Annotated in this window: 22 protein-coding genes; 13 read left to right on the top strand and 9 right to left on the bottom strand. The window is 71.2% G+C overall.

Annotation, left to right across the window (positions count from 1 at the left end; translation table 11 throughout):
* Positions 1-51 precede the first annotated feature (51 nt).
* Positions 52-1,020 (top strand): tRNA pseudouridine(38-40) synthase TruA, encoded by a 969-nt coding sequence (gene truA, locus GGQ69_RS09595; protein ID WP_183527525.1) that lies wholly within the window; start codon positions 52-54, stop codon positions 1,018-1,020.
* Between the two features lie 35 nt (positions 1,021-1,055).
* On the opposite strand, the gene GGQ69_RS09590 is transcribed toward truA, so the two are convergent.
* Entirely contained in the window at positions 1,056-2,765 is a 1,710-nt protein-coding gene (locus tag GGQ69_RS09590; protein WP_183527523.1) for an HNH endonuclease signature motif containing protein, read from the bottom strand.
* Positions 2,766-3,440: 675 nt separating this feature from the next.
* Here GGQ69_RS09590 and rplM point away from each other — a divergent pair.
* Both rplM and rpsI read left to right on the top strand, forming a co-directional pair.
* Complete coding sequence (gene rplM / locus GGQ69_RS09585) at positions 3,441-3,884, top strand: 50S ribosomal protein L13 (RefSeq protein ID WP_010145286.1); 444 nt, start codon at positions 3,441-3,443, stop codon at positions 3,882-3,884.
* 35 nt (positions 3,885-3,919) lie between these two features.
* Complete coding sequence (gene rpsI / locus GGQ69_RS09580; RefSeq protein WP_010145285.1) at positions 3,920-4,417, top strand: 30S ribosomal protein S9; 498 nt, start codon at positions 3,920-3,922, stop codon at positions 4,415-4,417.
* 496 nt (positions 4,418-4,913) lie between these two features.
* Here the strand turns inward: rpsI and GGQ69_RS09575 are convergent, their stop codons facing one another.
* The 3 genes from GGQ69_RS09575 to GGQ69_RS09565 form a co-directional block, all read right to left on the bottom strand.
* Complete coding sequence (locus GGQ69_RS09575; RefSeq protein WP_183527521.1) at positions 4,914-5,933, bottom strand: siderophore-interacting protein; 1,020 nt, start codon at positions 5,931-5,933, stop codon at positions 4,914-4,916.
* 106 nt (positions 5,934-6,039) lie between these two features.
* Entirely contained in the window at positions 6,040-6,816 is a 777-nt protein-coding gene (locus GGQ69_RS09570; RefSeq protein ID WP_221243383.1) for an amino acid ABC transporter ATP-binding protein, read from the bottom strand.
* On the bottom strand, positions 6,813-8,303 hold the full coding sequence (locus GGQ69_RS09565) for an amino acid ABC transporter substrate-binding protein/permease (protein WP_183527519.1): 1,491 nt from the start codon (positions 8,301-8,303) through the stop codon (positions 6,813-6,815). Before GGQ69_RS09565 ends, GGQ69_RS09570 begins: the two co-directional genes overlap by 4 nt.
* Positions 8,304-8,856: 553 nt before the next feature.
* On the opposite strand from GGQ69_RS09565, the gene GGQ69_RS09560 reads away from it, so the two are divergent.
* The 4 genes from GGQ69_RS09560 (at position 8,857) to GGQ69_RS09545 (ending at position 15,067) form a co-directional block, all read left to right on the top strand.
* Entirely contained in the window at positions 8,857-11,652 is a 2,796-nt protein-coding gene (locus tag GGQ69_RS09560) for a helix-turn-helix domain-containing protein (RefSeq protein ID WP_183527517.1), read from the top strand.
* A gap of 133 nt (positions 11,653-11,785) precedes the next feature.
* On the top strand, positions 11,786-12,979 hold the full coding sequence (locus GGQ69_RS09555) for a type III polyketide synthase (RefSeq protein WP_183527515.1): 1,194 nt from the start codon (positions 11,786-11,788) through the stop codon (positions 12,977-12,979).
* Complete coding sequence (locus GGQ69_RS09550) at positions 12,976-13,842, top strand: class I SAM-dependent methyltransferase (protein WP_183527513.1); 867 nt, start codon at positions 12,976-12,978, stop codon at positions 13,840-13,842. Before GGQ69_RS09555 ends, GGQ69_RS09550 begins: the two co-directional genes overlap by 4 nt.
* Positions 13,832-15,067, top strand: coding sequence for an NAD(P)/FAD-dependent oxidoreductase (locus tag GGQ69_RS09545; RefSeq protein ID WP_183527511.1), 1,236 nt, complete (start codon positions 13,832-13,834; stop codon positions 15,065-15,067). The genes GGQ69_RS09550 and GGQ69_RS09545 overlap by 11 nt, the downstream gene beginning before the upstream one ends.
* Positions 15,068-15,216: 149 nt before the next feature.
* Here the strand turns inward: GGQ69_RS09545 and GGQ69_RS09540 are convergent, their stop codons facing one another.
* Positions 15,217-16,017, bottom strand: a complete 801-nt coding sequence (locus GGQ69_RS09540) for a bifunctional 2-polyprenyl-6-hydroxyphenol methylase/3-demethylubiquinol 3-O-methyltransferase UbiG (RefSeq protein ID WP_183527509.1) — start codon at positions 16,015-16,017, stop codon at positions 15,217-15,219.
* A 191-nt stretch (positions 16,018-16,208) separates the two neighbouring features.
* Between GGQ69_RS09540 and GGQ69_RS09535 the strand changes: the two genes are divergently transcribed.
* From GGQ69_RS09535 to GGQ69_RS09520, 4 genes are read left to right on the top strand one after another with little or no spacing between them, the layout of a single operon-like run.
* The gene (locus tag GGQ69_RS09535; RefSeq protein ID WP_183527507.1) at positions 16,209-16,832 is read left to right on the top strand and encodes a TetR/AcrR family transcriptional regulator; all 624 of its coding nucleotides are present in this window, start codon (positions 16,209-16,211) and stop codon (positions 16,830-16,832) included.
* A complete protein-coding gene (locus tag GGQ69_RS09530) occupies positions 16,829-17,845 on the top strand; it encodes a DMT family transporter (protein ID WP_183527505.1) in 1,017 nt (338 codons plus the stop codon). Before GGQ69_RS09535 ends, GGQ69_RS09530 begins: the two co-directional genes overlap by 4 nt.
* An 11-nt stretch (positions 17,846-17,856) precedes the next feature.
* Positions 17,857-19,203, top strand: a complete 1,347-nt coding sequence (glmM, locus tag GGQ69_RS09525) for a phosphoglucosamine mutase (protein ID WP_183527503.1) — start codon at positions 17,857-17,859, stop codon at positions 19,201-19,203.
* Between the two features lie 29 nt (positions 19,204-19,232).
* The gene (locus tag GGQ69_RS09520; protein ID WP_183527501.1) at positions 19,233-19,475 is read left to right on the top strand and encodes a hypothetical protein; all 243 of its coding nucleotides are present in this window, start codon (positions 19,233-19,235) and stop codon (positions 19,473-19,475) included.
* 27 nt (positions 19,476-19,502) lie between these two features.
* Here GGQ69_RS09520 and GGQ69_RS09515 read toward each other — a convergent pair whose 3' ends face one another.
* The 4 genes from GGQ69_RS09515 to GGQ69_RS09500 form a co-directional block, all read right to left on the bottom strand.
* Entirely contained in the window at positions 19,503-20,783 is a 1,281-nt protein-coding gene (locus tag GGQ69_RS09515; protein ID WP_183527499.1) for a heparan-alpha-glucosaminide N-acetyltransferase domain-containing protein, read from the bottom strand.
* Between the two features lie 294 nt (positions 20,784-21,077).
* Entirely contained in the window at positions 21,078-21,524 is a 447-nt protein-coding gene (mscL, locus tag GGQ69_RS09510; protein ID WP_183527498.1) for a large conductance mechanosensitive channel protein MscL, read from the bottom strand.
* Between the two features lie 62 nt (positions 21,525-21,586).
* A complete protein-coding gene (locus GGQ69_RS09505) occupies positions 21,587-22,138 on the bottom strand; it encodes a hypothetical protein (RefSeq protein ID WP_183527496.1) in 552 nt (183 codons plus the stop codon).
* 101 nt (positions 22,139-22,239) lie between these two features.
* Complete coding sequence (locus GGQ69_RS09500; protein WP_183527494.1) at positions 22,240-22,854, bottom strand: hypothetical protein; 615 nt, start codon at positions 22,852-22,854, stop codon at positions 22,240-22,242.
* Positions 22,855-23,182: 328 nt separating this feature from the next.
* On the opposite strand from GGQ69_RS09500, the gene GGQ69_RS09495 reads away from it, so the two are divergent.
* Both GGQ69_RS09495 and GGQ69_RS09490 read left to right on the top strand, forming a co-directional pair.
* Positions 23,183-23,926, top strand: a complete 744-nt coding sequence (locus GGQ69_RS09495) for an IclR family transcriptional regulator (RefSeq protein WP_183527492.1) — start codon at positions 23,183-23,185, stop codon at positions 23,924-23,926.
* A gap of 105 nt (positions 23,927-24,031) precedes the next feature.
* Positions 24,032-25,117, top strand: coding sequence for an ABC transporter substrate-binding protein (locus GGQ69_RS09490; RefSeq protein WP_221243381.1), 1,086 nt, complete (start codon positions 24,032-24,034; stop codon positions 25,115-25,117).
* Positions 25,118-25,122: the final 5 nt, after the last annotated feature.

Here is a 25,122-nt window from a genome sequence, read left to right as displayed (position 1 = left end):
ATTCTGCCGTCCCGGCCGCACCGCTCCGGTCTCCGTCCTAGGATGAACCCCATGCCCTCGACGCCCGAAACCGTACCGAGCGACTCGGCGCTTTCTGGAGGTGCACCCTCGGATCCCGCACTCGTCCGCGTCAGGCTGGACCTCGCCTACGACGGCACGGACTACAACGGCTGGGCCACCCAGCCGGGGCTGCCCACCGTCCAGGGGGCACTGGAAGACGGCCTGGGGATGATCATCCGCCGTCCCGTGCGAACGGTCGTCGCCGGTCGCACGGACGCGGGCGTGCATGCTCGGGGACAGGTCGTCCACTTCGACCTGACCGAGGCCGAGTGGCTGGGGGTCACGCGCGGCCGCGAGGGTCTGGATCCGGCGTCGACGCTGGTGCGGCGGCTGTCCGGCGCCCTCAGCCGCGAACACGGGGCCCTGACCATCCACCGCGCCGCACGGGCGCCCGAGGGTTTCGACGCGCGATTCTCCGCCCTGTGGCGGTCCTACAGCTACGCGATCAGCGACGCGCCGGAAACCCGTGACCCCCTGAACCGCCGCTACACGTTCTGGCACAAGACCGCCCTGGACGTCGAGGCGATGCATGCGGAGGCGGTCTCCGTCCTGGGTCTGCACGACTTCCTGACGTTCTGCAGGCCGCGCGACGGGGCCACGACCATCCGGGAACTGCAGGATTTCGGATTCACGCGGGATGCCCAGAGCGGCGTCATCGTCGCCCGGCTGCAGGCCGATGCGTTCTGCCACAACATGGTGCGGGCGCTGGTGGCCGCCGTCATCCAGGTGGGGGAGGGCCGTCACGGACAGGGCTGGGTCGCCGAGCGGTTGGAGGTCATGGTCCGCGACTCGCAGACCAAGCTTGCGCCGCCGCACGCCCTGGTACTGGAACACGTCCGGTATCCGGACGACGGCGCCGACCCGGGTGCCCATGCCGCCCGTGCCGAGGGAACGCGCGCCAAGCGCCGCAGCCACGAAACGGTCGCGCGAGGACGGCCGAACGTCGGCAACGGGTCCTGAAACAACCGCACGGCAGACCGCGCTCGCGGGACCCACTACTGCCGCCAGTATCGGTTGCGCTGGGGTCGCTGCCGTGGATCCAGATAGGGAGCCGGTATGAACCACGGCCGCCCGGATCTCATGTCGATCTCCCAGGCGCCGGCGTGCACCGCGTGATGATGATGGTTGCACAGCAGTACCCCGTTGTCCGCAGACGTGGGTCCACCCCGTTCCCAGTGCTCCACGTGGTGGACATCGCACCACGGTGCAGGAATGCTGCATCCCGGTGCAGCGCAACCGCCGTCCCTGGCAGCGATGGCCTGACGGAGCCGTGCGGGGAAGAGCCGCTGGGCCCGTCCGACGTCAAGCACCTGCCCGTCACCACCCAGGACCACCGGCAGGATGTCCGCGTCGCAGGCCAGGGTGCGGATGTTCTGTGGGTGGACCGTCCCGGTGAAGGCAGCATGCGACTGGAACCGGGCCAGGTCCTCCACGGTGATGGTTCCCGTGTCCACGAGATCCCGCAGCAGCGTCCGGTAATCGATGGTCACGGCCACCTGGGGACGCATCCCGCCCGCCCAGGGGAGGGTCTTGCTGTCGGCCACGGCGAGGCCTCCGGACAGGCAGGCAATCAGGCCGTCGAGCCGCTTCTGGTTGTCCGTGCGCGGATCGGTCGGTGGTTCGGTATCGCCGTCGTCGGCCTCCGCTCCGCGCGCGGCCTGCCCGGGTTCGGGGCTGTTCTGCCGGGCCCGGGGATTGGTCGCAGCAGAGGCGATGGTCATGAGGATCTCGTGCTGGGCGTCGTTCGCGGACAGCAACCACTGATGGAAACCGTTGCTCTTGCCCTTGTGCACCAGCCCCTGGAGCCGTGGGGAATCGAGGTCGACCGGTTCCTTCCCGTCAGGATCCACTGCAGCCTCGAAGTGCTTCAACCAGTGATGGCACACCTTCTGCAGGTTTCGCGGGTCCATGGTCTGCCCCTGCTCGACCATGAGGTTTTCGCCCTGGCGGATCATGTGGTCCGCGGCCTGGGGATCGATGCCTGCGCGGTCGGCGATCGTGCGAGCCTCGGCCAGGGTGTTGTTGACGTGGTCGATGGCGGATCGGTCCAGCAGGCCCTCGAGCACGGCGCCGGCGAGCTGGGGAAGCCGAGGAGGCAGAGTCTCGCCCGTCATGGCCCGTGACTCGCAGAGGACGGCGGCATGGCGAAGCCTGCGCCTGCTCTCGGAGATGTCCACGCGAAGCACGCCCCGCAGGTAGTCGGCCGTGTCCCGGAATGCCGTCTTGCCCTCCGGCATCCCGAGCAGCCGAGACCTCTCGGCCGGCAGGTCGAAGACCTCCGCCGTGTGGCCCGCCAGGGACATCTGCGCCGCCGTGACGGAGCGGGCCACAGTCTCGAGCGCGTGGTGGAGGGCCGGCAGCGTGAGAGTGGCATCCTCGATGTCAACCCCCGGGAGAGGTCTCCCATCCATCACATCAGCACGGGACGCGCGCGAGGATTGGGCGCAGGGAGTCGACGGTGGCAGGCGGTCCACTGCGGTTTCAGTGCCTGACGAACCATTGGGGTGACGCATGGTTCCACAGTCGCGCTCACGCCCCTCCCGGTGGAGCACGGGAGCGAGTTCGTCCAGTGACCGTGCAGATGAGAGCCTGCGCGTCAGCGACGTGGATGCCGCAGAGGCGAGCCGAATGAGCTCCTCGAGAGGCAGCAGGTCGAGGTCGTCGGCGAGAGGTGCCGCGGGAGTCTCATGTTCCTGCGCCGTCATCCTGGCCTCCTCCCGGCCTGCCCCGGAGGCTGTTGACCCCGGTTGTAGAACTGATGTTCGAATACATCCATCCCATCACGAGCCTCGTGGAGAGGAAAGCGATTGAGAGAATCTGTGGACGACACGCGGTAAGTGGTCACCTGTGGAGTTCGGAGTGGGGTCGGGCGTCACTCCCGGCTCCCGGTGCTGATGCCCGGCCTGCCAGTGCCCGGACCCGGTGCGAATATCGGGACCCGGCCTCCAGGTCGAACGCCGGCTGCCGCCCCGCCGGTGCGAACGCCGGCTGCCGCCCCGCCCGGCCTCATCCCGGGCGCCCGGCCCGGCCCCGTCCCGCCCCGGGTGCCCAACCTCGGTATCCCGGCCGCCCGACGTCGACCCCGGACCTGCGCCCACCGGCAACCGGGCGCCGTCCGAACCCACGCTTTGCCCGCCGTGCGTCGGTCCGGTAGTATGAATCTTCGTTGTGCGTGTCCTTTCCCGGATTCGCTGTGCCCTCGGGTGGCCTGGTTGCATGGTCACTAACGCCCGGAGCGCCGCCGGGAAGCTTTCGGACCCGGCCTCACATCAGTCCTCACCTGATGTACCGGTTGCGCACCGAAGAACTCAGTGCCCGCCCGCGGACTCACGCCCTGCGGCCAGGTCACTGTACCGACACCGAACACGAAGGCAAACACCGTGCGTACGTACACTCCCAAGCCCGGCGACGCCGACCGCCAGTGGCACGTCATCGACGCCACTGACGTCGTGCTGGGTCGTCTTGCCAGCCAGACCGCAACTCTGCTGCGCGGAAAGCACAAGCCGACCTTCGCCCCCCACATGGATATGGGCGATTTCGTCATCATCATCAACGCCGAGAAGGTGGCCCTGACCGGCGCCAAGCTCGAGAAGAAGCGGGCCTACCGCCACTCCGGTTTCCCGGGTGGTCTCTCGTCCGTGTCCTACGCGGAACTGCTGGAGAAGAACCCGGTCCGCGCCGTGGAGAAGGCCGTCCGCGGCATGCTCCCGAAGAACTCCCTGGCCGCTGAGCAGATCCACAAGCTCAAGGTGTACCGCGGTGCCGAGCACCCGCACGCCGCCCAGCAGCCGAAGACGTTCGAGATCACCCAGGTCGCCCAGTAACGGGTCAGCCCCACCACAATCTTTCAAGGAGAACCATGACTCTGAATGAGAATGAGTCGACCGAGGAAGTGGAGCTGACCAGCTACACCTCCGAGTCCACCCCCGCCGCCGAGGCCGTTGCGGTCTCCGAGCGCCCGGCCCTGACCGTCGCCGGTGGCGCCGTGGGTCGTCGCAAGCAGGCCATCGCCCGCGTCCGCGTGATCCCCGGCTCCGGCCAGTGGACCATCAACGGCCGCAGCCTCGAGACCTACTTCCCGAACAAGCTGCACCAGCAGGAAGTCAACGACCCCTTCAAGCTCCTCGAGCTCGAGGGTGCCTATGACGTCATCGCCCGCATCTCCGGCGGTGGCCCCTCCGGTCAGTCCGGCGCCCTGCGTCTGGGCGTGGCCCGTGCCCTCAACGAGATCGACCGGGAGAACAACCGCCCGGCCCTCAAGAAGGCCGGTTTCCTGACCCGCGACGCCCGCGTCATCGAGCGCAAGAAGGCCGGCCTCAAGAAGGCCCGCAAGGCCTCGCAGTTCTCGAAGCGCTGATCCTTCGCTGCCTCAAGGCAGTTCCCGACGGCGGCAGCTCGCCTGCCGCTCTCGGCCCACGGAACCCCGTGGCCCGGTCCTCACGGACCAGGCTGCGGGGTTCCGCGGTTTAAGCCGGCTCTCAGCCTGCAGGAATGGGCAGCGGTATCCACCTGGAGCGCGGCCGCCTGCAACCGTGACTGTCACGGACCGGACTGCTTCGGGGCGAGGGCGCACCGGATGGGCCCCAAGGACGCGGTCGGCGGGGACGCGATGGCCGGGAACGTTCCAAGGCAGTGCCCCCGGGCGACGTGGTCGGCGGGGGGCCTGGAGCCGGGGATCCCGGCCTGCCGTCGTCGAGGATGTCCTGCGGCGGCGCCCCGGCCTGCCGGCGGGAACGCACTGCCGGCACGGGTTCCCGAGCGTCAGGCCGGGGCTGCCGCGCCATGAGGGCTGCAGTGCCATGAGGGCTGCAGTGCCCTGAGGGCTGCAGCATGCCCGGGGACCGGGCGCGGGATCAGCTGCCCTCGGCGCGGCCCTGCTTCCAGTAACCCATGAAGGACACGCACTTGCGGTCGATCCCGAGGTCCTTCACGAGGTGCCGCCGGATCGACGTGATCGCCCCGGCCTCACCGGCCAGCCACGCGTACCAGCGCCCGTGCGGCCCCTCGGTGGGCACGTCCCAGAGCGGGGCCTCGCTGTCGGCCTCGGCCTCGATGGCGACGCCTGTCTCGGTCCCGGCACCGATCCCCGCCGCGGCACCTGCCCCGCCGCCGTCGGGACGTCTGGTCGCGATCACAACACCCGTCCCCGCGACCGCGGCGCCGTGGTCCCGGCCCCAGGCGCGCAGGGCCTCGGTCAGCGCCTCGCCCTGGGGGCGGTCGTCGCGGGGCAGCCACTGCAGTTGCACGGAGGCACGGGTGTGGACCGGCAGGGTGTCCTGGGCCGTGGGCACCTCGACGTACACGTGGCCGGAGTAGCGCTCGTCGAGGGTCTCGAGGATGGCGCAGATGGCGGGGGCGGCGGTCTCGTCGCCGGCCAGCAGCAGGGTGGTGGCCTCGCCCGGGTCCCACTCGATGCCCCCGCTGCGGCCTCGTCCGCCGGTCTCGGAGCGCTCGTCCGGACCGATGACCACGAGCTCGTCGCCCACCGCCGCGGTGGACGCCCACGCCGAGGCGGGCCCGTCGGTGCCGTGCAGCACGAAGTCCACGTCGATCTCCCGCTCGGCGGGGCGCACGGCGCGGACGGTGTAGGTCCGCATGGGGTTGCGCTCCTCCTCGGACAGGGACCGCCACCGCTGGTACCACTCCATCATCGGGGGAGCGGGGTCCTCGAACAGTCCGACGTCCGGCAGCGAGCCGTCGGCGCGCGGGATCATCAGCTTGATCCGCTGGTCCAGGCCCCCCGTGCCGAAGAACTGCAGGTCCTCGTCGGCCAGCGTGAAGCGCACGAAGTGCTCGCTGAGCGGGTCGATCCGGGTCACGCGCGTCCGGTAGGCGCGCGTGGCGGGGTAGGTCCGGGTGGCCGTCACGGTCATGGCAGGGGGACTCCGTCGGGTCGGGGACGCCTCGGGATCCTCGAATGAGGTAAGGCTTACCTATTAACCTACGGAGCCGTGCCGTATTGCGCAACGCCCTGCCCGGTCAGAGGACCTTGGAGAGGAACTCCTGCAGTCGCGGCTGCTGCGGGTTGTCGAAGATCTGCTCCGGCGGGCCGACCTCCACGATCTTCCCGTGGTCCATGAACAGCACCCGGTCGGCCACCTCGCGGGCGAAGCCCATCTCGTGGGTGACCAGCACCATGGTCATGCCCTCCACGGCCAGGTCGCGGATGACCTGCAGCACCTCGCCCACCATCTCGGGGTCGAGGGCGGAGGTCGCCTCGTCGAAGAGCATGATCTGCGGGCTCATGGCCAGCGCCCGGGCGATGGCCACGCGCTGCTTCTGGCCACCGGACAACGACGCCGGCCGCGCGTCGGCCTTGTCCTTCAGTCCCACACGGTCCAGCAGCCGCTCGGCGGTCTGCCGTGCCTCGGCCTTGGAGACATTCTTGACCTCGGTGGGGGCCAGCATGATGTTCTCCGCCACGGTCATGTGGGGGAACAGGTTGAACTGCTGGAACACCATGCCGATGTGGCGGCGGACCTTGTTGATGTCCACCTTCGGGTCCGTGAGGTCGAAGTCACCGACCCGCACGGTGCCACCCGTGGGCTCCTCGAGCCGGTTCAGGCAGCGCAGGAAGGTGGACTTGCCGGAGCCGGAGGGGCCGATGACGCACAGCACCTCGCCCTCGTGGATCTGCCCGGTGATGCCCTTGAGCACCTCGTGGTCGCCGAAGGACTTGGTGAGGTCCTGGACGTCCACCACGACCTTGCGGCTCGGGGCGGTCCCGCCGGTGCTCTCTACGGCCTGGGTGCTCATTTGTTGACCTTCCTGTCCACGTAGTTGGCGAGCTGGGTGAGCAGCGTGATGGCCACGAAGTAGATGACGGCCACGATCAGCAGCACCTCGGTGACGCGGAAGTTCGCGGCGTAGATCTGCTGGGCCTGGTAGAGCAGCTCGGCGAAGCCGATGGCCAGCAGCAGGGATGAGTCCTTGAGCATGATGACCAGCTGGTTGATCAACGAGGGCGTCATCATCTTGAACGCCTGCGGCAGCACCACGCGCTGCATGGACTTGCCGTAGCCCAGGCCCAGGGACCTCGAGGCCTCCATCTGGCCGGGGTCCACTGACTGGACGGCGCCGCGGACGATCTCGGCGATGTACGCCGCACCGTTGAGCGTCAGCGTCAGCACGCCGGCCACCCAGATGTTGACGTTGGTGCCGATCAGCTGCGGCAGGCCGAAGTAGAAGAAGAACGCCCAGACGAGGATCGGGGTGCCGCGGAAGATGCTGATGAAGGTGACCGCGATGCCCCGCAGAACGGGATTGCGGGCGATCTTCATGAACCCGAAGAGCAGGCCCAGCACCATGGCCAGGGCGAAGGAGATGGCGGTGACCAGCAGGGTGTTGCCCAGGCCGGACATCAGGGCGGGGAACGAGGTGACGAGCAGGCCCCAGAAGGTGGAGCGGTCCACCCCGTCGTCCTCGCCCTCGCCGCCCAGGTAGCGGTTCACGATCTCGTCGTACTCGCCGGAGGCCTGCAACTCGGCCAGGCCGGCGTCGAACATGGCCAGCAGTTCGGCGTTGTCGCCCTTGTTGACGGCGAAGCCGTAGTCACCCGTGGGGATCTGCTCACCGACCGTGACCAGGCCGGAGCCCTGCTCCACGCCGTAGGCGATGATCGGGTAGTCGTCCATCAGGGCATCGGCGTTGCCGGACTTCACGGACTCCACCATCGTGGTGGTCTGGTCCAGCGGGAGCAGCTCGAAGCCGAACTCTTCCTGGTTCGCCTTCGCCTCCTCCTCGGACAGGGACCCGGTCTTCACGGCCAGGGTCTTGCCCTCGAGGGACTCGAAGCCGGTGATCTCGCCCTCGTCGCCCTCGTTCACGGCCAGGGTCAGGGTGCCCGTGAAGTAGGGCTCGGAGAAGTCGAAGATCTCGCGGCGTTCGTCGGTGATGCCCATGCCGGCGATCACGCCGTCGGCCTGGCCGGACTGCACGGCCTGCAGGGCGGCGTTGAAGCCGAGGGACTGCCACTCGACCTCGAATCCCTGGTCCTCGGCGATCGACTCCATGATGTCGATGTCGATGCCGGTCAGCTCCCCGGAGGAGTCGCGGAACTCGAAGGGCGCGAACGTGGTGTCCGTGGCGATCGTGTAGGTCTGGCCGGATCCCGCGGGCGTCGCCGCAGCGGCCGACGGTGCGGTCGCCAGGGTGGTGGCGCCCGAGAGCGAGGCGCCGCCGAAGACCAGCGCGGCCAGTGCGACGATCACCGCCAGGGCAGGCCTGTTCTGGATGGATCTCACAAGGATGTCCCCTTCTTCTGTGTCTCCTCCCCGCCGTGGTGGGTGCGGCGGGAGCGGTGCGAGGCCGGCCGGACTCCCGAACGGATCGGCGGGACGGCGGGCGTGATGTGACAGTGGTGACCAGCCTACAGAAGTCGTGATCCACGCCTCAGAGGTGGCCTGCGACGAGGCAGGGGACACCAACATGACGTGTGTGATGTCACGTCGTCCCCGGTCCGGCGTACGATGCGAACACCGACGTGGAGGGGGAATCTCATGGGGGTCGGCTCGATCTATCCGCAACCAGGCGCACGCGTCTTGCCGGGTGGCACCGGAGCGGACGTCTCGGCGGGCTGCGCCGTCCGGGACCTCTCGCCGGGATGCGCCGGAGTGGGCGTCTCACCGGGCTGCGCCGGCCGGGACCTCTGGCCGGGTGGCGCTGGTCGCTCCGGAGGCGCGGACCCCACCGGTCGACCACCCCGGGACATCCGCCGCAGGCCTGTGACACGCTGGTCTTTCCCCGTGCCACTAGCGCAGATCCGCCAGCGGAATGACTGATCCCGGACCCGAGCCGATGACGCCGACCCCACTCTTCGAAGACCTCGGAGCCTCCCACCCGGCCCTCAACCGGTTCCTCCGGACGCCCTCCGGCGAGGAGCGGCTGCTCATCGTCCGCGCCCCGATGGGCACCGGGGCGCCCTGGCTGGCCGCCGGCTGGGTCGCCGCGTACGGGTCCGTCCCGGCCGCCACCCGTGCATTCGCTCCCGAGCCCACCTCCGAGTCCGCCTCTGCGCCCACCTCCGACTCAGAGCCCGCGCACGAGCCCACCGCAGCGCCCCCTCCCGCGTCCGCCCGCACGCCCGCCCCGGCGTCCACCTCCGGACGGCCCGACGACGGCCGCCTGGTTGCAGGGCCCGGTGACAGCCGCCCGGCCGCGCGACCGGGCGTCGCTCCCGCACCGGGTGTCGCTCCGGCACCGGGTGTCGCTCCGGCACCGGGTGTCGCTCCGGCACCGGGTGTCGCTCCGGCACCGGGTGTCGCTCCGGCACGGGGTGCCGCACACGGCCCGTTGGGGGAGCTGTACGGCCCGGAGGTGCGCCGGCGCATCTTCTCCTGGGAGCAGTCCGGCGGTGAGGTGCAGGCGTTCATCGACCGGGTGGGCTCACTCCTGGACGATCCCGACGGCGGCCGGGTCGCCGTCGTCGGGGGGCACGAGGTGCCCGTGGCCGCGCTCGCGGCCGCCTTCCCCACGCGGCTGGCGGGGCCGGACGACGTGCTGCTGACCGTGGACGAGATCGAGGCCTACGGTGCCCCCGATCCGGCGCGCCAGCCGGCCGGCGTGCCGGTCCAGGTCCCCCTGAGGGGCCAGGCGTCCGCGCAGCTGGCCCGGCGGGCGGCCACCAACGGCCACTCGCCGAAGCCGCTGACGCCGCTGCAGATCCACACCCGGACCGGCGGCTGGCTGCGGGCGGTGCGGATCCTCCTGGACGACCCGCTGGGCAACCACGCGGCGAAGCTGGCGGTCATGTCCTCGCTGATGCGCTGGCTCGGTGGGCGCGAGGACCGGGAGGTCGTGCAGATGGCGGCGTTCCTGCCCGAGTTCACGGAGGAGATCCTGGCGGCGTTCAGCGCCCACCCCGCGGGGCCCGGCGCCGGGCCCTCACTGCAGCAGTTGCAGGAGCTGGGACTGGTGGTGCGGTGCTCGGACGGTCAGCGGCGGATGCCCACGCTCGTCCGGGAGGCGCTGCAGATGTCGGTCATCGACGCGGACCCGCAGCGGGCCCGCGAGCTTGGCGAGGCCGCGGTCGACGCCACCACCCTGAACGTGGGGGTGGAGACCGCCGTGGAGACGGCATTGCGGGACCGGGCGTGGAAACGCCTGGAGGGGCTCATCCTGGACCACTGGGTGGACCTGTACATGCGGAACGCACCGATGCTCGCACAGGCCGTCGGCCGGCTGCCCAGCCACGTCATCTCCGGTCTCGGTGCGACCGGGATCGTCTCCCGGCTCATGGCCGTGACCCGGGCCGACGGCATGGACTTCATGCCGGCCGTCACGAGGCCGGACTACGCCCGGGACGAGACCGCGCAACGCCTGCGGGTCCGCACGGCGCGGATGCCGCTCGAGCCGGACCGCAGGACGCTGACCCTGGGCATCGCCGAACTGGCGCACCTGCGGCTGTCCGGGCACTTCGCGGAGGCGGCCGAGGCGGCACAGCGGGTCCGGGCGACGGTGGACGCCGCCGTGGACAGCCTGCGGGTCCGCCCCGCGGTCGCGGGATTCGCCGACCTGCAGGCCGGCATCGCGCTGCACCTGGCCGATCGGCAGGTCGAGGCGAAGGCAGCCTATGAGGCCGCCTATTTCTGGGGCAGCAGCGGTGAGGTGGACTTCGTCAAGGCCGATGCCGCCGGCAAGCTCGCGCTGCTCTCGGCGCACATGGGCAACCTGTACCAGACCCGGCGGTGGCTCGAGAAGGTGGACGAACCGCTCGCCGCCGTGCGGTGGGGCCGTCCCATGCTGGCCCGTGCGGCCATCCTGGCCCGGATCCACGTGGCGACGGCCGAACTCGAGCACGACACGGCCCGGCAGCTGCTGGCTGAGCTCCCGTTCGAGCCGGATTCCAACGAGTTCTGGGCCGCTCACGCCAGCGCCATCGCGTACTCCCTCACGCTGGACGGGCGCCTGGGGGAGGCCGAACACCGGATCGAGGAGTGGCGGCAGCAGCGGCCCTACGCCTGCCGGGCGCCGCTGGCGGACCGGCTCCTCCGCGAGGTCTCGAACCTGGCCACGCTCGTCGGCGGTCGCGGCGGGGCGGTGCCGGACTGGGACCACAACCCGATGCTCGCCAACCTCGAGGCAATGCGCTGCCTGTGGAAGCAGGACTTCGACGGAGCGCTGCGGGCCCTGCACGAACCGGAGCGCACCAACATGCGGCACCGCGCCCTGGCGGACCTGGCCGAGGTCATCGCCCGGGCCCAGGCCACGCCGGACACGGCGGACGAGTCCGTGTTGCGCCAGCTGCCCCTCATCGCCCGCCAGGGTGCCGAACTGGCGGACCTGGCCTACTTCCATCCCTTCGGCTGGACACCGGTCTTCGCCCGCCTCGGCATGATCGACGACGACGAGGCCGCCCGGATCGCCGCCGTGACCAACCCCGCCGGGGCCGACCAGGAGGTCGTCCCGGAGCTGACACCGCGCGAGCAGGAGGTGCTGCGGATGCTGCGGGAGGGCATGACCCGCAAGCAGATGGCCACCTCGACCTTCCGTGCCGAGAACACCATCAAGGGGCAGCTGCGCAGCCTCTACGCCAAGCTCGGTGCCTCGACGTCCGAGGAGGCCCTGGAGGCCGCCCGCCACTACGGGCTCTGACCGGCCTCCCGCCGGGACGTTCCCGCGCAACGGTCGCCCGGGCTGCTCCTGCGAGCCGTTCGGGCGGGCTGCGCGTCCGGGTGGTTCGTACGCGGTGGTTGTGCCCGAGGCGTGGGGGCTGTCACGATGAGGCATGCCTGCTCTGATCCGGTCCCTGCACACCGCCGTCCCTCCCATCGTGCTGGAACAGGAGATGGTCCGGGACGTGCTGGTCGCCCAGCCCGGACTGAACCGGCTGGGGCAGCGGCTGGTCCCGGCCGCGTTCAACGCCTCGGGCATCGAGCGCCGGCACACCGTGGTGGAGGACTGGCGCGACGCCGGCCGCGGCGCCAGCGGGCCGATCGGCACCTTCTTCGACCCGGCCACCGGCCACGTGCTCAATCCCAGCACGGGCACCCGCAACCTCGTCTACACCCAGCACGCCGCCGACCTCTACGAGGAGGCCGGCCGCGGTGCGCTGCAGTCCTGTCCGGACCTGGGGCCCGAGGACGTCACGCACGTCATCACCGTCTCCTGCACCGGGTTCTTCTCCCCGGGCCCGGACTACCAGCTGGTGCGCCGGCTCGGGCTGCCCGCCACCACCAAGAGGACCCACATCGGCTTCATGGGCTGCTACGCCGCCCTGCCGGCCCTGCGCGAGGCCGCGGCGGTCTGCGAGGCGGACCCGTCCGCCGTCGTGCTGGTGGTGAGCGTGGAGCTGTGCACGCTGCACGTGCGGCTGGGCAATGACCAGGACACGATCGTGGGGGCGTCCCTGTTCTCGGACGGCGCGGCCGCCGCGGTGGTCACGGCGGACACCGCAGCCACCGCAGCCACCGCAGACACCTCAGCCACCTCGGGGCCCACCGAGACCGGCGGCTCCGGCCCGTCGCGGCCGCGCGGGCTGCGCCTGGACGCCTTCGCCACGGTGCTGACCCCGGTGGGGGAGGAGGCCATGGCCTGGAACATCGGGGACAACGGCTTCGAGATGATCCTGGGCACCTACGTCCCGCACATCATCGACGAGCACATCACCTCCGCCCTGGAGCCGCTGCTGGCCACCGATCCGGACTTGGCCGCCCGCCCCTACGCGGAGCTGGAGCACTGGGCCATCCACCCCGGTGGCCGGTCCATCCTGGACAAGGTGCAGGCCCGGCTGGGGCTCAGCGTGGAGCAGCTGTGCCCGGCCCGCGAGGTGCTGCGCGACTTCGGGAACATGTCCTCGGCCACCGTGATGTTCGTGCTGCAGCAGATCATGGACTCCCCCGGCGAGGCGGGGGAGCGGGTCTGCGCGATGGCCTTCGGCCCCGGCCTGACCGTGGAGTCGGCCCTGATGACCCGGGCATGAGCGCCGCGTCCGCGCACCGGAGGATCACGCTGCCGGGCGTGCCGGACCTCTCCGTCCGCCGCCCCGAGGTGCCCGAGCAGATGGACAGCCCCGACTGCGACCTGGCCGCCCTGCACCGCACCTACGCGGGGTTCCGGGCCGTCAACACGGTCGTGGCCGGCTGGCAGCTCACCTACCGCACCCTGATCCGCCCGGCCCTGGACGAGGCGGCGGCCCGGACCGGCGGGGCAGCGGCGCCGGACCGGGGCGCCGTGCCGGTCACCGTCCTGGACATCGGCGCCGGGGGCGGGGACGTGGCCCGGGCCCTGCTGCACCGGGCCCGCCGGGACGGGTTCACCGTGCGCGTCACCGCCGTGGACCCCGACGCGCGGGCGCACGCCTGGGCGAGCGCGCGCCGGCCGGAGGAGGGGCTGGAGATCCTGCGGGCCCTGAGCGGTGACCTGGTCCGGGAGGGGCGGCGGTTCGACGTCGTGATCTCCAACCACCTGCTGCACCACCTGGACCCCGGCCAGCTCGACGCGGTGCTGGCCGACTCCGAGGCGCTGGCCACCGTCCGGGCGGTCCACAGCGACATCCGCCGCGCCCCGGCCGCCTACGCGCTGTTCTCCGCCGGCACGCTCCCGTTCTTCCCCCGTTCGTACATCCGCGCCGACGGGCTGGCCTCGATCCGGCGCAGCTACACCCCTACGGAGCTCGCCGCGGCGGTGCGGCCCGGCTGGCGGGTGCAGGCGCAGGTGCCGTGGCGGAACCTGGCGATCTGGGACGCGGCCGGGCGGCACGCAAGGAACCCGGAGACGGATGCCCCGAACATGGATCACCCGAACGCGGATGCCCCGGACGCGGCGGGCCCGGGTGCGGACTGAGGTCCTGGTCGTCGGTGCGGGGCCGACGGGGCTGTTCCTCGCCGGACTGCTCGCCGCGCGGGGAGTCGACGTCGTGGTGCTGGAGCGGCGGCCCCGTCCGGCGGAGCACTCGCGCGCGATCGGCCTGCACCCGCCGGCCCTGCACGCACTCGAGGCACTCGGGATGGCCGAGGCCGCGGTGGACGCGGGGGTACGGGTGCGCAGCGGCGTCGGGTACGGCGACGGCATAGGACACCGATCCCTGCTGGGGGAGCTCTCCCTGGGCCGGGTGGACGCGCGGTTCCCGTTCGTGCTCACCCTGCCGCAGGTGAACACCGAACGGCTGCTGGCCGCCCGGCTCGAGGAGCTCGCCCCCGGGACGGTGCGCCGTGGGCGGGAGGTCATCGGTCTGGAGCAGTCCGGCGGTGGCGTCACCGTGGTGGCCCGCGCCGGCGCCACGGAGGAGCAGTGGGAGGCCCGGGTGGTGATCGGCGCGGACGGCACGCGCAGCCGGGTCCGCGAGCTGGCCGGAGTCGGGAGCACGGCGCGGAACTGGGGCGACCACTACCTGATGGGTGACTTCGACGATCCCGACGCCGAGCCGGTCGCACACATCCACCTGCACCGGGACGGGGTGGTCGAGCGGTTCCCGTTGCCGGGCGGGCGGCGGCGCTGGGTGGTGCACACCGGCCGCGAGCGCGTGCCCGAACGCGCCGGGGACCTGGCACAGCGGGCGTTCGAGCGGATCGGCCTGGCCCCGGATCCGGACACGGCCACCATGCTCAGCGCCTTCACGGTGCAGCGCCGGCTGGCCGCACGGATGGTCAGTGGCCGGACGGTGCTCGCCGGGGATGCCGCGCACGGCATCAGCCCGATCGGCGGGCAGGGGATGACGCTGGGGTGGCTCGACGCGCTCGCGCTCGCACCCCTGCTCCAGGACCTGCTCCAAGACCCGGCCCGCGATGGCCCCGGACACCCGGGACCGCGCCCCGCGGACGATCACTCCGCGGGCGACCACCCCGCCGGCCGGCTGGAGGACCACCCCGGATTCGCCCGGTTCGATGCTCGACGGCGGCGCGCGGCCCGGATCGCCGCACGGCAGGCGGAGGCCAACATGCTGCTGGGCCGGCCGATGTCCCCGGCGGCGTGCCGCGTGCGGGATGCCGCCGTGCGCGCCGCGCTCGCGGTCGGGGTGCGGAACCGCCTGGCGCGGCTCTACACGATGGGCTGGGCCGGACGGTCCTGAGATCCCACCCGGACCACGCCGCCCGGATCCCGGCGCCCAGCCCACGTCACCCGGCCCGCGCAGCCCGGATCCCGGCCGTCCCGCCCGCACCGGTGCGGACAGGACGGCCGGGACCCGGCCCCCTCCGAGGGCCGTCTGAGGGCAGTCCGTCAGTGCGTGGTGCCCTGGATGGCCCAGGCCCGGGCCGTCAGCGTGATCCTGGTCAGCGTGCGGCCGGGCAGGTGCTTCCGGAGCCGGCGGGCCACCTCGGCGCGCTGGTCCTCGTCCAGGGAGGCCAGGAACGTCGGCGCCGGTCCCGTGCCGTGGAGCAGGGCCTGCCAGTAGTCGTCGAAGCCGGCGAACACGGTGTGCATGCGCAGGGGCTCGCAGCGGATGCCCCGCAGTCCCGGCCCGCGGAACAGGGGGTCCAGGGTGGCGGGACGGTAGTGGCCGAACCGGTGGCCCTCGTCGAACTCCCGGGCCCGGTGGTCCACCGCGGCGGCGGCCTTCCAGAAGTAGTGCAGCATCTGCATGTTCTCCCCGTAGTCCCACACGCAGGCCGAGACCAGGCAGTCCGGTCCCGCGGTGAGCTCGATCATCCGCTGCACCGCGGCGGCCGGGTCCGGGAAGTAGTTCAGCGCCAGCATGGAGGTGACGCTCGTGTACCCGCCGTCGCGCTCGGGCAGGTCCGGAACGGACGCCAGGACGAACCGCACTCGGTCATCACGCACGTGCTCCCGGGCGTAGTCGAGGAGGGACTCGGAGGAATCGCAGGCCACCACCGACGCGGGTGCGGACTCGGCGACGATGGCCGAGGTGAGCGCCCCGGTGCCACACCCCACCTCGAGCCAGTCGGCTGCGGGCGGGGGCTGCAGCCACTGGAGGAACGCCGGTGCCAGCTTGCGGCTCCACCGGCCCATGAACCGCTCGTAGGCGGACCCTTCGACCCACTGGTCCAGTGTCTCCAGCATGTCTCGCTCCCATCACCCGAAGACCCCTCGTGCAGGAACGGTACTCCCGTCCCGCAGCGGTGAACAGGGTCCGGACCAGGTGGATCGGCAGGAGTCGGAGCGCGGCCCACCGGTGGCCCCCGAACGCGGCTTCGCACCGGTGCCGCGACCCCACTAGAATGATCTGTCTACCGAGCGAAGGGAGAGGGGTCATGACCGGAGGGATACCACCGGGGACTGAGGCGCGGGGGACCGAGGCGACGTCGGTGCGCGGCCGCCTGCTGGCGGCGGCGTCCCGGCTGTTCTACGCCCGGGGGATCAACGCGACCGGGATCGATGCGGTCATCGCCGAGGCCGGGGTCGCCAAGCAGAGCCTCTACAACACCTTCTCCTCCAAGGAGGAGCTGACGCGGGCCTACGTCACCGCGCGGCACGAGGAGTGGCTGGAGCTCTACCGGGCGCGCGTGGCGCAGGCCGACTGCCCACGGGACCGGGTCCTGGCGGTCTTCGACGCCTACCTCGACCACGCCTCCGGGACGTACGAGCACGGTTTCCGCGGCTGCGGGCTGCTCAACGCCGCCGCGGAGTTCCCGGTGGGATCACCGGGCCGCGAGGCGGTGCGCCGGCACAAGGAACAGGTGCAGTCCCTCCTCGCCGGCCACTTGGCCGAGACCGGGTCCGCGGACCCGGAACTGGCCGAGCACCTGGCCTTCCTGCTCGAGGGGGCCATGAGCCGTGCCGGGCTGGAGGGCCGCGCCGACCTGCTGCTCAGCGCCCGCCGCATCGCCGCGGCCGTGCTGGACGCACGCCCGGACGCAGGCCTGGACGAGCGGTGAACCGCGCCCAATTGGCCGGGGTCGCCGCCATCACGGTCACCTCCCTGCTGTGGGGAACCACCGGCACGGCCGCCACCTTCGCTCCCGACGCCGGCCCGCTCGCCATCGGCGCGGCGGCGCTGGGCATCGGCGGACTGCTCCAGGCCCTGATCGCCCTGCCCGCCCTGCGGGCGGCCGGTCCCGTGCTGCGCCGGCACGCGGGCCTCGTGGCCCTCGGCGCGCTCGCCGTCGCGGTCTACCCGCTGGCGTTCTACAGCTCCATGCACCTGGCCGGTGTCTCGGTCGGCGCGGTCGTATCGCTGGCCTCGGCCCCGTTGGCCTCCGGGCTCCTGGAACGGGTGGTGGAGGCCCGCCCGCTGAGCCGGTGGTGGATGCTCGCCGCGGGCCTGGGCGTGCTGGGCAGCACCCTGCTGTGCCTGTCCACGGCCGGCGGCCCGGAGGAAGCGGGTCTGGCCACACCCGCCGGGGTGCTGCTGGGGCTGGTGGCCGGACTGACCTACGCCGTCTACTCCTGGGCCGTGCACCGGCTGATGTCCCACCGTGCCGGGCGCGCCGCGTCCATGGGAGCGGTGTTCGGCGCCGGCGGCCTGCTGCTGATGCCGGTCCTCGTCCTCACCGGGGCTTCCCTCGTGGCCTCCACCCCGGCGTTCCTCGTGGCCGGGTACATGGCGCTGGTCCCGATGTTCCTGGGGTACCTGCTGTTCGGGTTCGGCCTGAGCCGGGTGCCCGCCAGCACGGCCACGACCGTGACGCTGTCCGAACCGGCCGTCGCCACGGTGCTGGCGGTCGTGATCGTGGGGGAGCGGCTCACGCCCCTCGGCTGGACCGGGCTGGCCGTCATCTGCGCCGTGCTGGTCCTCCTCGCGCTCGCGCCGGCCACCGCGCCTGCCACCTCGCCGGTCCCCGCGCCGGTCCCCGCGCCCGCCACCGCATCGGCCCCCGCGCCGCCCCGTGGGACGCGGAACGCCGCACCACAGCGACATGACACGGAAAACTCATTCCCGGGGGCATAGAATCCACCGTGATGAGCAGATTATTCGGAACTGACGGCGTCCGCGGCCTGGCCAACGGAGAGCTGACCGTCGAACTGGCAATGCAACTGTCCCAGGCCGCCGCCGCGGTCCTCGGGCACGAGGTGTCGGCCGGCCGACGGCCGACCGCGGTGGTGGCCCGGGACCCCCGGATCAGCGGCGAGTTCCTGAACGCCGCCGTGCAGGCGGGACTGGCCAGTGCCGGCGTCGACGTCTATGACGCCGGCGTGCTGCCCACCCCGGCCGCGGCCTTCCTCGTGGGGGACCTGGACGCGGACTTCGGGGTGATGATCTCCGCCTCGCACAACCCGGCCCCGGACAACGGCATCAAGTTCCTGGCCCGCGGCGGTGAGAAGCTCACCGACGACCAGGAGGACGCGATCGTCCGGCAGATGGACCGCGCCCCGCTGCGGCCCACGGGGGCCGACGTCGGGCGGATCCAGCGGTTCGCGGACGCCGAGGACCGGTACGTGATCCACCTGCTGAAGTCCCTGCCGAACCGGCTGGACGGGCTGAAGGTCGTGCTGGACTGCGCCCACGGCGCCGCGGCCGGTTGCTCCCCGCAGGCGTTCAAGGACGCCGGCGCGGACATCGTGGTGATCGGTGCCGATCCGGACGGGATCAACATCAACGACGGCTACGGCTCCACGCACCTGCAGAACCTGCAGCAGGCCGTGATCGAGCACGGGGCGGACTTCGGCATCGCCCATGACGGCGACGCCGACCGGTGCCTGGCCGTGGACGCCACCGGCACCGTGGTGGACGGGGACCAGATCATGGGCATCATGGCCGTGGCCCTCAAGGAGGCCGGCCGGCTCAAGGACGACACCCTGGTGGTCACCGTCATGAGCAACCTGGGGCTGAAGCTGGCGATGCAGCGCGAGGGCGTGCGCCTGGTGGAGACCAAGGTGGGCGACCGGTACGTGCTGGCCGGGATGAAGCACGGGTCCTACTCCCTGGGCGGCGAGCAGTCCGGCCACGTCATCTTCGCCGACTACGCCACCACCGGGGACGGGGTGCTCACGGGCCTGCAGCTCGGGGCCCGGCTCGCCGCCACCGGCAAGACGCTCGCCGAGCTCGCCCGGGTCATGCAGCGGATGCCGCAGGTGCTGGTCAACGTCAAGGGCGTGGACAAGTCCCGCACGGGCCTGGACGCCGAGGTCCAGGCCGCCGTCGCCGACGCCGAGGCCCGCCTGGGTGCCTCCGGCCGCGTGCTGCTGCGCCCCTCGGGCACCGAGCCCGTGGTCCGGGTGATGGTGGAGGCCGAGCACGAGGACGTCGCCCGCCGCGAGGCCGAGGACCTGGCCACCATCGTCAAGCGCGAACTCGCCCTGTCCTGAGCGGCCCCGGCGCCGGGTATGAGCAGGGCATGACCACCGAGCAGGAACCGACCGCACCGGACGGGGATCCGTCCGGGGAGGACCGTGATCTCGAGGAGGCGGTGTCCGAGGAGCTGTCGCCGGAGGAGGCCACCCCGCGCCTCAGCAAGGTGCTGCTGTTCCTGGGCGTCCTGGCCGCCGGGGCGGTCATGATCGTCATGGTCCTCTTCGCCATGACCCTGCCGACCTGCGAGGACCCGGACCGCGACTGGGTCCCCTGCATCGGTCCCTGACACCGTCGTGACCCGATCGGGCCCCGGTCAGGCCCCGGGCCGGGCCGAGGGGGGTGTGCTGGACGGGGGCGTGGTGGCCGTCCCGGCGGCGACGGATCCGGGTTCCCGGTCCAGGACCAGCTGACGGGTTCTGCGGGCGACGGTCGCCACCCCCTTCTCCAGCGGTCCCTGGCCGAACCTGCGGTGCCAGTACCAGGCGAAGGCGGCGGCCGCGGCGAGGTGCAGGACGAACCAGAGGGTGGGATCGTCGTAGTGGAGCTCCGGGGCCAGGGCGATCAGGTGCGCCGAGTACAGGGTCAGAGTCATCGAGCCCATGGCCGCCAGCGGCATCAGCACCCGGCCGGTCCGCTCGGCGAGGAGCAGGAACAGTCCGGTCACGAGCAGTCCCAGGCCCAGGCTGGCTCCGATGGCCAGGGTCGTGTTGGCGTGGGGAGTGTCCACGGCCAGCCACCAGGCAGAGGTGTCCGGGATCTCCTCGCTGCCGAAGGTCAGGGTCCAGTCCAGCTCATCCTCCGACAGGTCCGAGGCGGCCAGGAGCGCGTTGTACCCCCCGGCGGGGCCCAGCAGGAGGGCGGACAGCAGGTGGGACAGGGCGGCCAGCGCGGCGCCGGCACCGGCGATCATGGCCTGGACGCGCGTGCTGCGCAGGTTCAGTCGGCCGAGACCGAGGCCCACCAGCAGGTAGGTCATGTACGCCAGGGCGGGGTAGTTGCCGGTCAGCAGCAACTCCGAGACGGTGCCGAGGGGCTCGGTGACCAGGTTGACCACGGTGTGGTTCCAGGCGGAGGACTCGGGCAGCTCCGGTCCCACCTGCTGGAGCAGGATGGGGAAGATGACGGCGAAGGCGGCGGCACTGAGGAAGAGCGCGCGGGTCCGCAGGTGCAGGAACGGGATCGTCAGCAGGAAGAACACGGCGTAGTAGGTCAGGATGTTGTTCGCCGGCGGGTCCCAGGGCAGGATGGCCGAGATCACCAGGCCGATGGCGCCGATCACCAGGGCCCGGGCCACGAGGCCCAGACGGTCCGCGGCGAGTTGCCGTCCCCGGTGCGGGGTGGCCCCGCCGGTGCTGAAGGCCAGTCCGACGCCGGCCAGGAGGGCGAACAGCGCGGCCGAGTCACCGGAGAACAGGTTCCAGGCCAGGGTGGGATCACCGGCGTCGGTCTCGTCCGGGAAGATGTGGATGGCGATCAGCCCGATCAGCGCCAGGCCGCGGGCAGCGTCGATGCCGATCAGCCGTCCGGTGCGCCGGGGTGCGGGGGGTGCCAGGGGGGAGACAGCGGCGTCCTGGGATGCCTCATGCGTGCTCATCGGTGTTCCTCGTCCGTGAGGCGACTCCCCCGGGGGCGGGATCGTCGCGTGATCTGGTGCAGGTACCAGACCACCACCGGCGTCTAGGTCTCCCGTAGGTCACGCCTGTGCGGAACCTGTGACCAACGGCCTTGTCAGACGCCGGGAGCGCCGCAGGTGTCTGCGGCGCTCCCGGGTCCGGGGGAGGGACGAGAGGTATCAGGGGTGTATCGGGACGGTGCGGGGTGGGCCGGATGGAGGAGGAACGGGGTCGAAGGGACGGCCGGCGCTGTGGCTCAGGTCGGCCGGGCGGGATCAGGACGGCGGGGTGTCCGCGATGCCCTCCGTGTGGGCGCGGCGACCGGTCGCGCCCGTGGGTGAGGTCAGGGCGTCGCGGATCTCGGTGAGGAGCTTGACGTCCTCCGGGACCTCCTCGGCGGCCGGGGTGATGCCCAGCTTGCGGTTTCGGGCCTCCACGATCTTGTTCATCGGCATGATGATGACGAAGTAGACCGCGCCGGCCACGAGCAGGAAGTTGACGATGGTGGTGAGCAGGACGCCGAACTTGATGTCATTGCCGTTGAAGGTGACCACGGCGAAGGAATCGAAGTTGGGTGAACCGACCAGTCCGGAGATGAACGGCATCAAGACCGAGTCGACGAGTGCGGTGACGACGGCGCCGAAGGCGGCACCGATGATGACGGCAACGGCCAGATCGAGCACGTTGCCCTTCATGATGAATTCCTTGAATCCCTGGAGCATGGTCCGAGGCTAGCTTGGGAAACGGTCCGTGCCACGCCGTCATCGTCGGGGATCCGCGGGCATCACCACCGGTGCGCCACGTCGATCACCAGGCGCGAGCCCGTGCCGGGACCGTCCAGGATCATCACGCGCATGGGGAGCCGGGCACGCACGCCCAGCCCGAAGGTGGTCTGGCCCTCGAAGCTGCCGGCGTAGGCGACCTGCCGGAAGGTCCGGTGGTCGTCCACGTCCGCCACGTGGTCCCAGTCGGCCGGGGCATAGGTGGCCCGCCCGGAGTCCGTGTAGGTCCGGGCCTTGACGATGATCCGGATGTCCGTGCCGGTGAGCGGGACGTACTCGCCCTGGCCCTCGGTGTAGACGCGGCCGTAGCGGACGTCATAGCCCTTGACCTTGTACCGCAGGTCCACGACCATCCGGTCGAAGCAGGTGTGGCGTCCGGTGCGGACGCCGGTGATCTGGGCGGTGGACTCGATGGCCCGGGTCTTGGCCGCGGATCCCCACGTGATGCCGCAGTAGGGGGCCGCGGTGGCCGGCGGTGGGGCCGTGACCCCCAGGCCCAGTCCCAGCCCGACGGCCAGGGCGGCGGTGGCTATTGCGGCGAACGGCTTCTTCATGACGGTGTCCTTCTCTGTCTGTGGTGGGTCTGTCTTTGGTGGAACTTTCCGGAGTCGTGGCCCGCGGGGTGTGGGCCGGCTCCTGCGTGGCCGAGGGGGCGTCACCAGCGGTGGGCGACGTCGACGACCAGCCGGGAGCCGCCGCCGGGGCCCTCGAGCTGGAAGACGCGGAACGGCAACCGGGCGCGCACGCCCAGGCCGATCGAGGTGTAGGCCTCGTCGTGGCTGCGCAGCTGCCCGTCGGACTCCCCGGTGACCGTCTCCCGGTGGTGGGAGGCGAGGGCGACCTGGCGGAACGTGCGGTAGCCGGAGACGACGCGCAGTTCCCGGGTGTTGCCCGGCGTCCAGGTGAGCGTGCCGGCGCTGGTGGTGGACGGGTTGGTGAAGAACACCTGCAGGTCGGCGGCGCCCCGCAGGGACAGGGTCCGGCCGTCGCCGTCCCGGACGGGGCCGTACCGCACCTGGTGCCAGATCGCCGGCCCGCGCACGTCCACCACGAAGCGGTCGAAGCACGCGTGCCGTCCGCTGCGCACGCCCTTGACCGTGTGCGGGGAGAACCAGGCCTCGCCGGACGCGGTGGCGGTGGCCTGGGGCTGCGAACCCCACGTGATCCCGCAATAGGCGGCCTCGCTCGGTGGCGGTGCGCTCACGCTGGTCCCGGCGAGCGTCCCCAGGGCCAGGGCGGCCGAGGCGAGGGCCACGAGCGCTTTCTTCATGACGATGCTCTATCTCCGCAGGCTCCGGGGGGATCCGGCGCCAGGTAGCAGAAGTGTGCCCGGGGACCGAAGGAAACGGACAGCGCGGAGCGGTGCCTGTTCGGTTGCGGTTCGGTGCCGCATCCCGCCGGCCGCACGGCCTCAGGACACGGTTCGGTGACGGTGGGGGAGCAGCCCGGGCGATCCGGACCAGGTGGTCGCACTCCTCTGTCGGCGTGATGGTGCCAGGGGTGGCGGACCGGCTCCACGGGAGGGCGGGGTTATCGTGAGTTCGGGGCGGGGGCCTGACCCGTGAGGAGGAGCTGTGTCTGGCCAGGACCAGCGAAGCATGCTGTCGAGGATCGTGGGCATTCTCCGTGCCTTCGAACGAGGATCGGAAGAACTGACGGCGACGGAGGTCAGTGCGCGGACCGGCTTGCCGGCCTCGACGTGCCACCGGATCATGCGTTCTCTCGTCGAGGAGGGGGTGCTCGAGGTGGGCGCGGACCACCGCTACCACGTCGGCCTGTGGCTGTGGGAGGTGGCCTCCCATGCGCCCCGGTCCGGTGGTGTGCAGCAGGCAGCGCTGCCCTTCATGCGGGACCTGATGGATATCACGGGCCACCCGGTGCACCTCGCCGTCCGTGAAGGGGGGCACGCGGTCTTCATCGAGCGGATGTCGCACTGGCGTTCCCGGAACGCACGTCCGTACATCGGGAGCCACTACCCCCTGCACGTGACCTCGGTGGGGTTGATCCTGCTCGCCCACGCTCCGGCGGAGTTCCAGGAGGAGTACCTGGCGGGCGACCTGGAGCAGCGAACGCCCCTGACGGTCAAGAGCCCTGGGGTGCTGCGCAGGTCATTGGCCTCGGCCCGCTCCCGGGGGTTCGCGGTCAGTGACCGCCAAGTGGTCATGGATGCGATCTCGGTGGCAGCCCCGATCCGGGATGCCCACGGTCAGGTGGTCGCCGCCGTGTCGGTGAACACGCCGCTGGGCAGCCTGAAGGAACTCACCATGGCTCACGCCGTGCAGACGACCGCACTGGCGATCACCCGATCCCTGTCGATCCTCCAGCCGGCATGTCCCACGTGACGACCGCACTGTGATGTAGATCTCACTCAGTGGGATTGATGTAGAGCAGGCCGTTGGCCCGTTGGCAGAGTCACGTTCAGTGATACCCCGAACAAGGAGCCAACGATGTCCCTGAAATCCCCCTCCTTCACGTCCCAGGTCAATCGGCGCGGGTTTCTCGCCGGAGCCCTCGGACTGGGTGCGCTCGGCATGACGGGTGTCCTGACCAGCTGTGGCAATGAGGCGAGCAGTAGCGCGGCCGGTGGCGCCAGCGGTGGCGCAACGGCAGCGAACCCGTTCACCTACCTGAGCTACCTGCCGATGGAGACCCTCTCGGTGGCCCCTGAACTCCTCGCCGACGCGGGTGGCCACTTCGAGAACCACGGCTTGAAGGTCACCTTCCAGTCCACCAAGGGATCACCGCAGGCGATTCAGACGCTCGTGGCCGGGGTCGGGCCCCTGACGCGCGTGGGAGCCATCGATCTCATGACGGCTGCCGCGGACGGGCAGCCCCTCGTCAACGTCGGCACCATCGTCCGCGGTTCGTCGATCCGTACCCTGTACTCCACGGCGAGCCCCTTGGAGAAGCCCGAGGACTTCATCGGCAAGACCATCGGGGTTCCCTCGGAGGGCGGCACCAGTGACAAGTCCCTGTCGCTGATGCTGCACAAGGCAGGGCTCAACCCGGACGATGTTCCCCGGCAGGTCGTCGGCCTCGGCCCCGGCACCTTCGAGCTGGTCAAGCGCGGGGACATCGCCGGTTACATGGTCAGCATCGACCAGTCGATCATCACCCAGCGGCAGTTCCCGAACGAGGCACTGGCCTTCGACGCGGGTGACGCGGTCCGCGCCGACTCCCAGATCTATACGGCCACCACGCAGACCCTGGAAGAGCACGGCGACGAGATCAAGGCGTACATGGCCGCGATCCATGACGCTGTCCAGGAATTCGTCGAGGACGAGTCCTTCGAGAAGACCATCGCCACCATGCGGTCCAAGTACTCCTTCGGTTCGCTCGACGAGGACGAGGTCGCCACGGAATCCCTGCGCCAGGCCCGCGACCTGTGGACGGCCAACGGCACCCAGCCGCTGCTGACCTCGGACGAGGGGTACTGGGCCGAGGGATATGCCGAGCTCGTGGATGCCGGGATGATCCAGGACGGCGCTGATCCCGCCGACTGGCTGGACAACTCGTACCTGCCCACCGCATGAGGCTG

Source organism: Micrococcus sp. TA1 (genome assembly GCF_014199555.1).
In the GTDB taxonomy this organism is placed as follows: Bacteria; Actinomycetota; Actinomycetes; order Actinomycetales; family Micrococcaceae; genus Citricoccus.
This window is presented reverse-complemented; position numbering and strand designations above follow the sequence as displayed.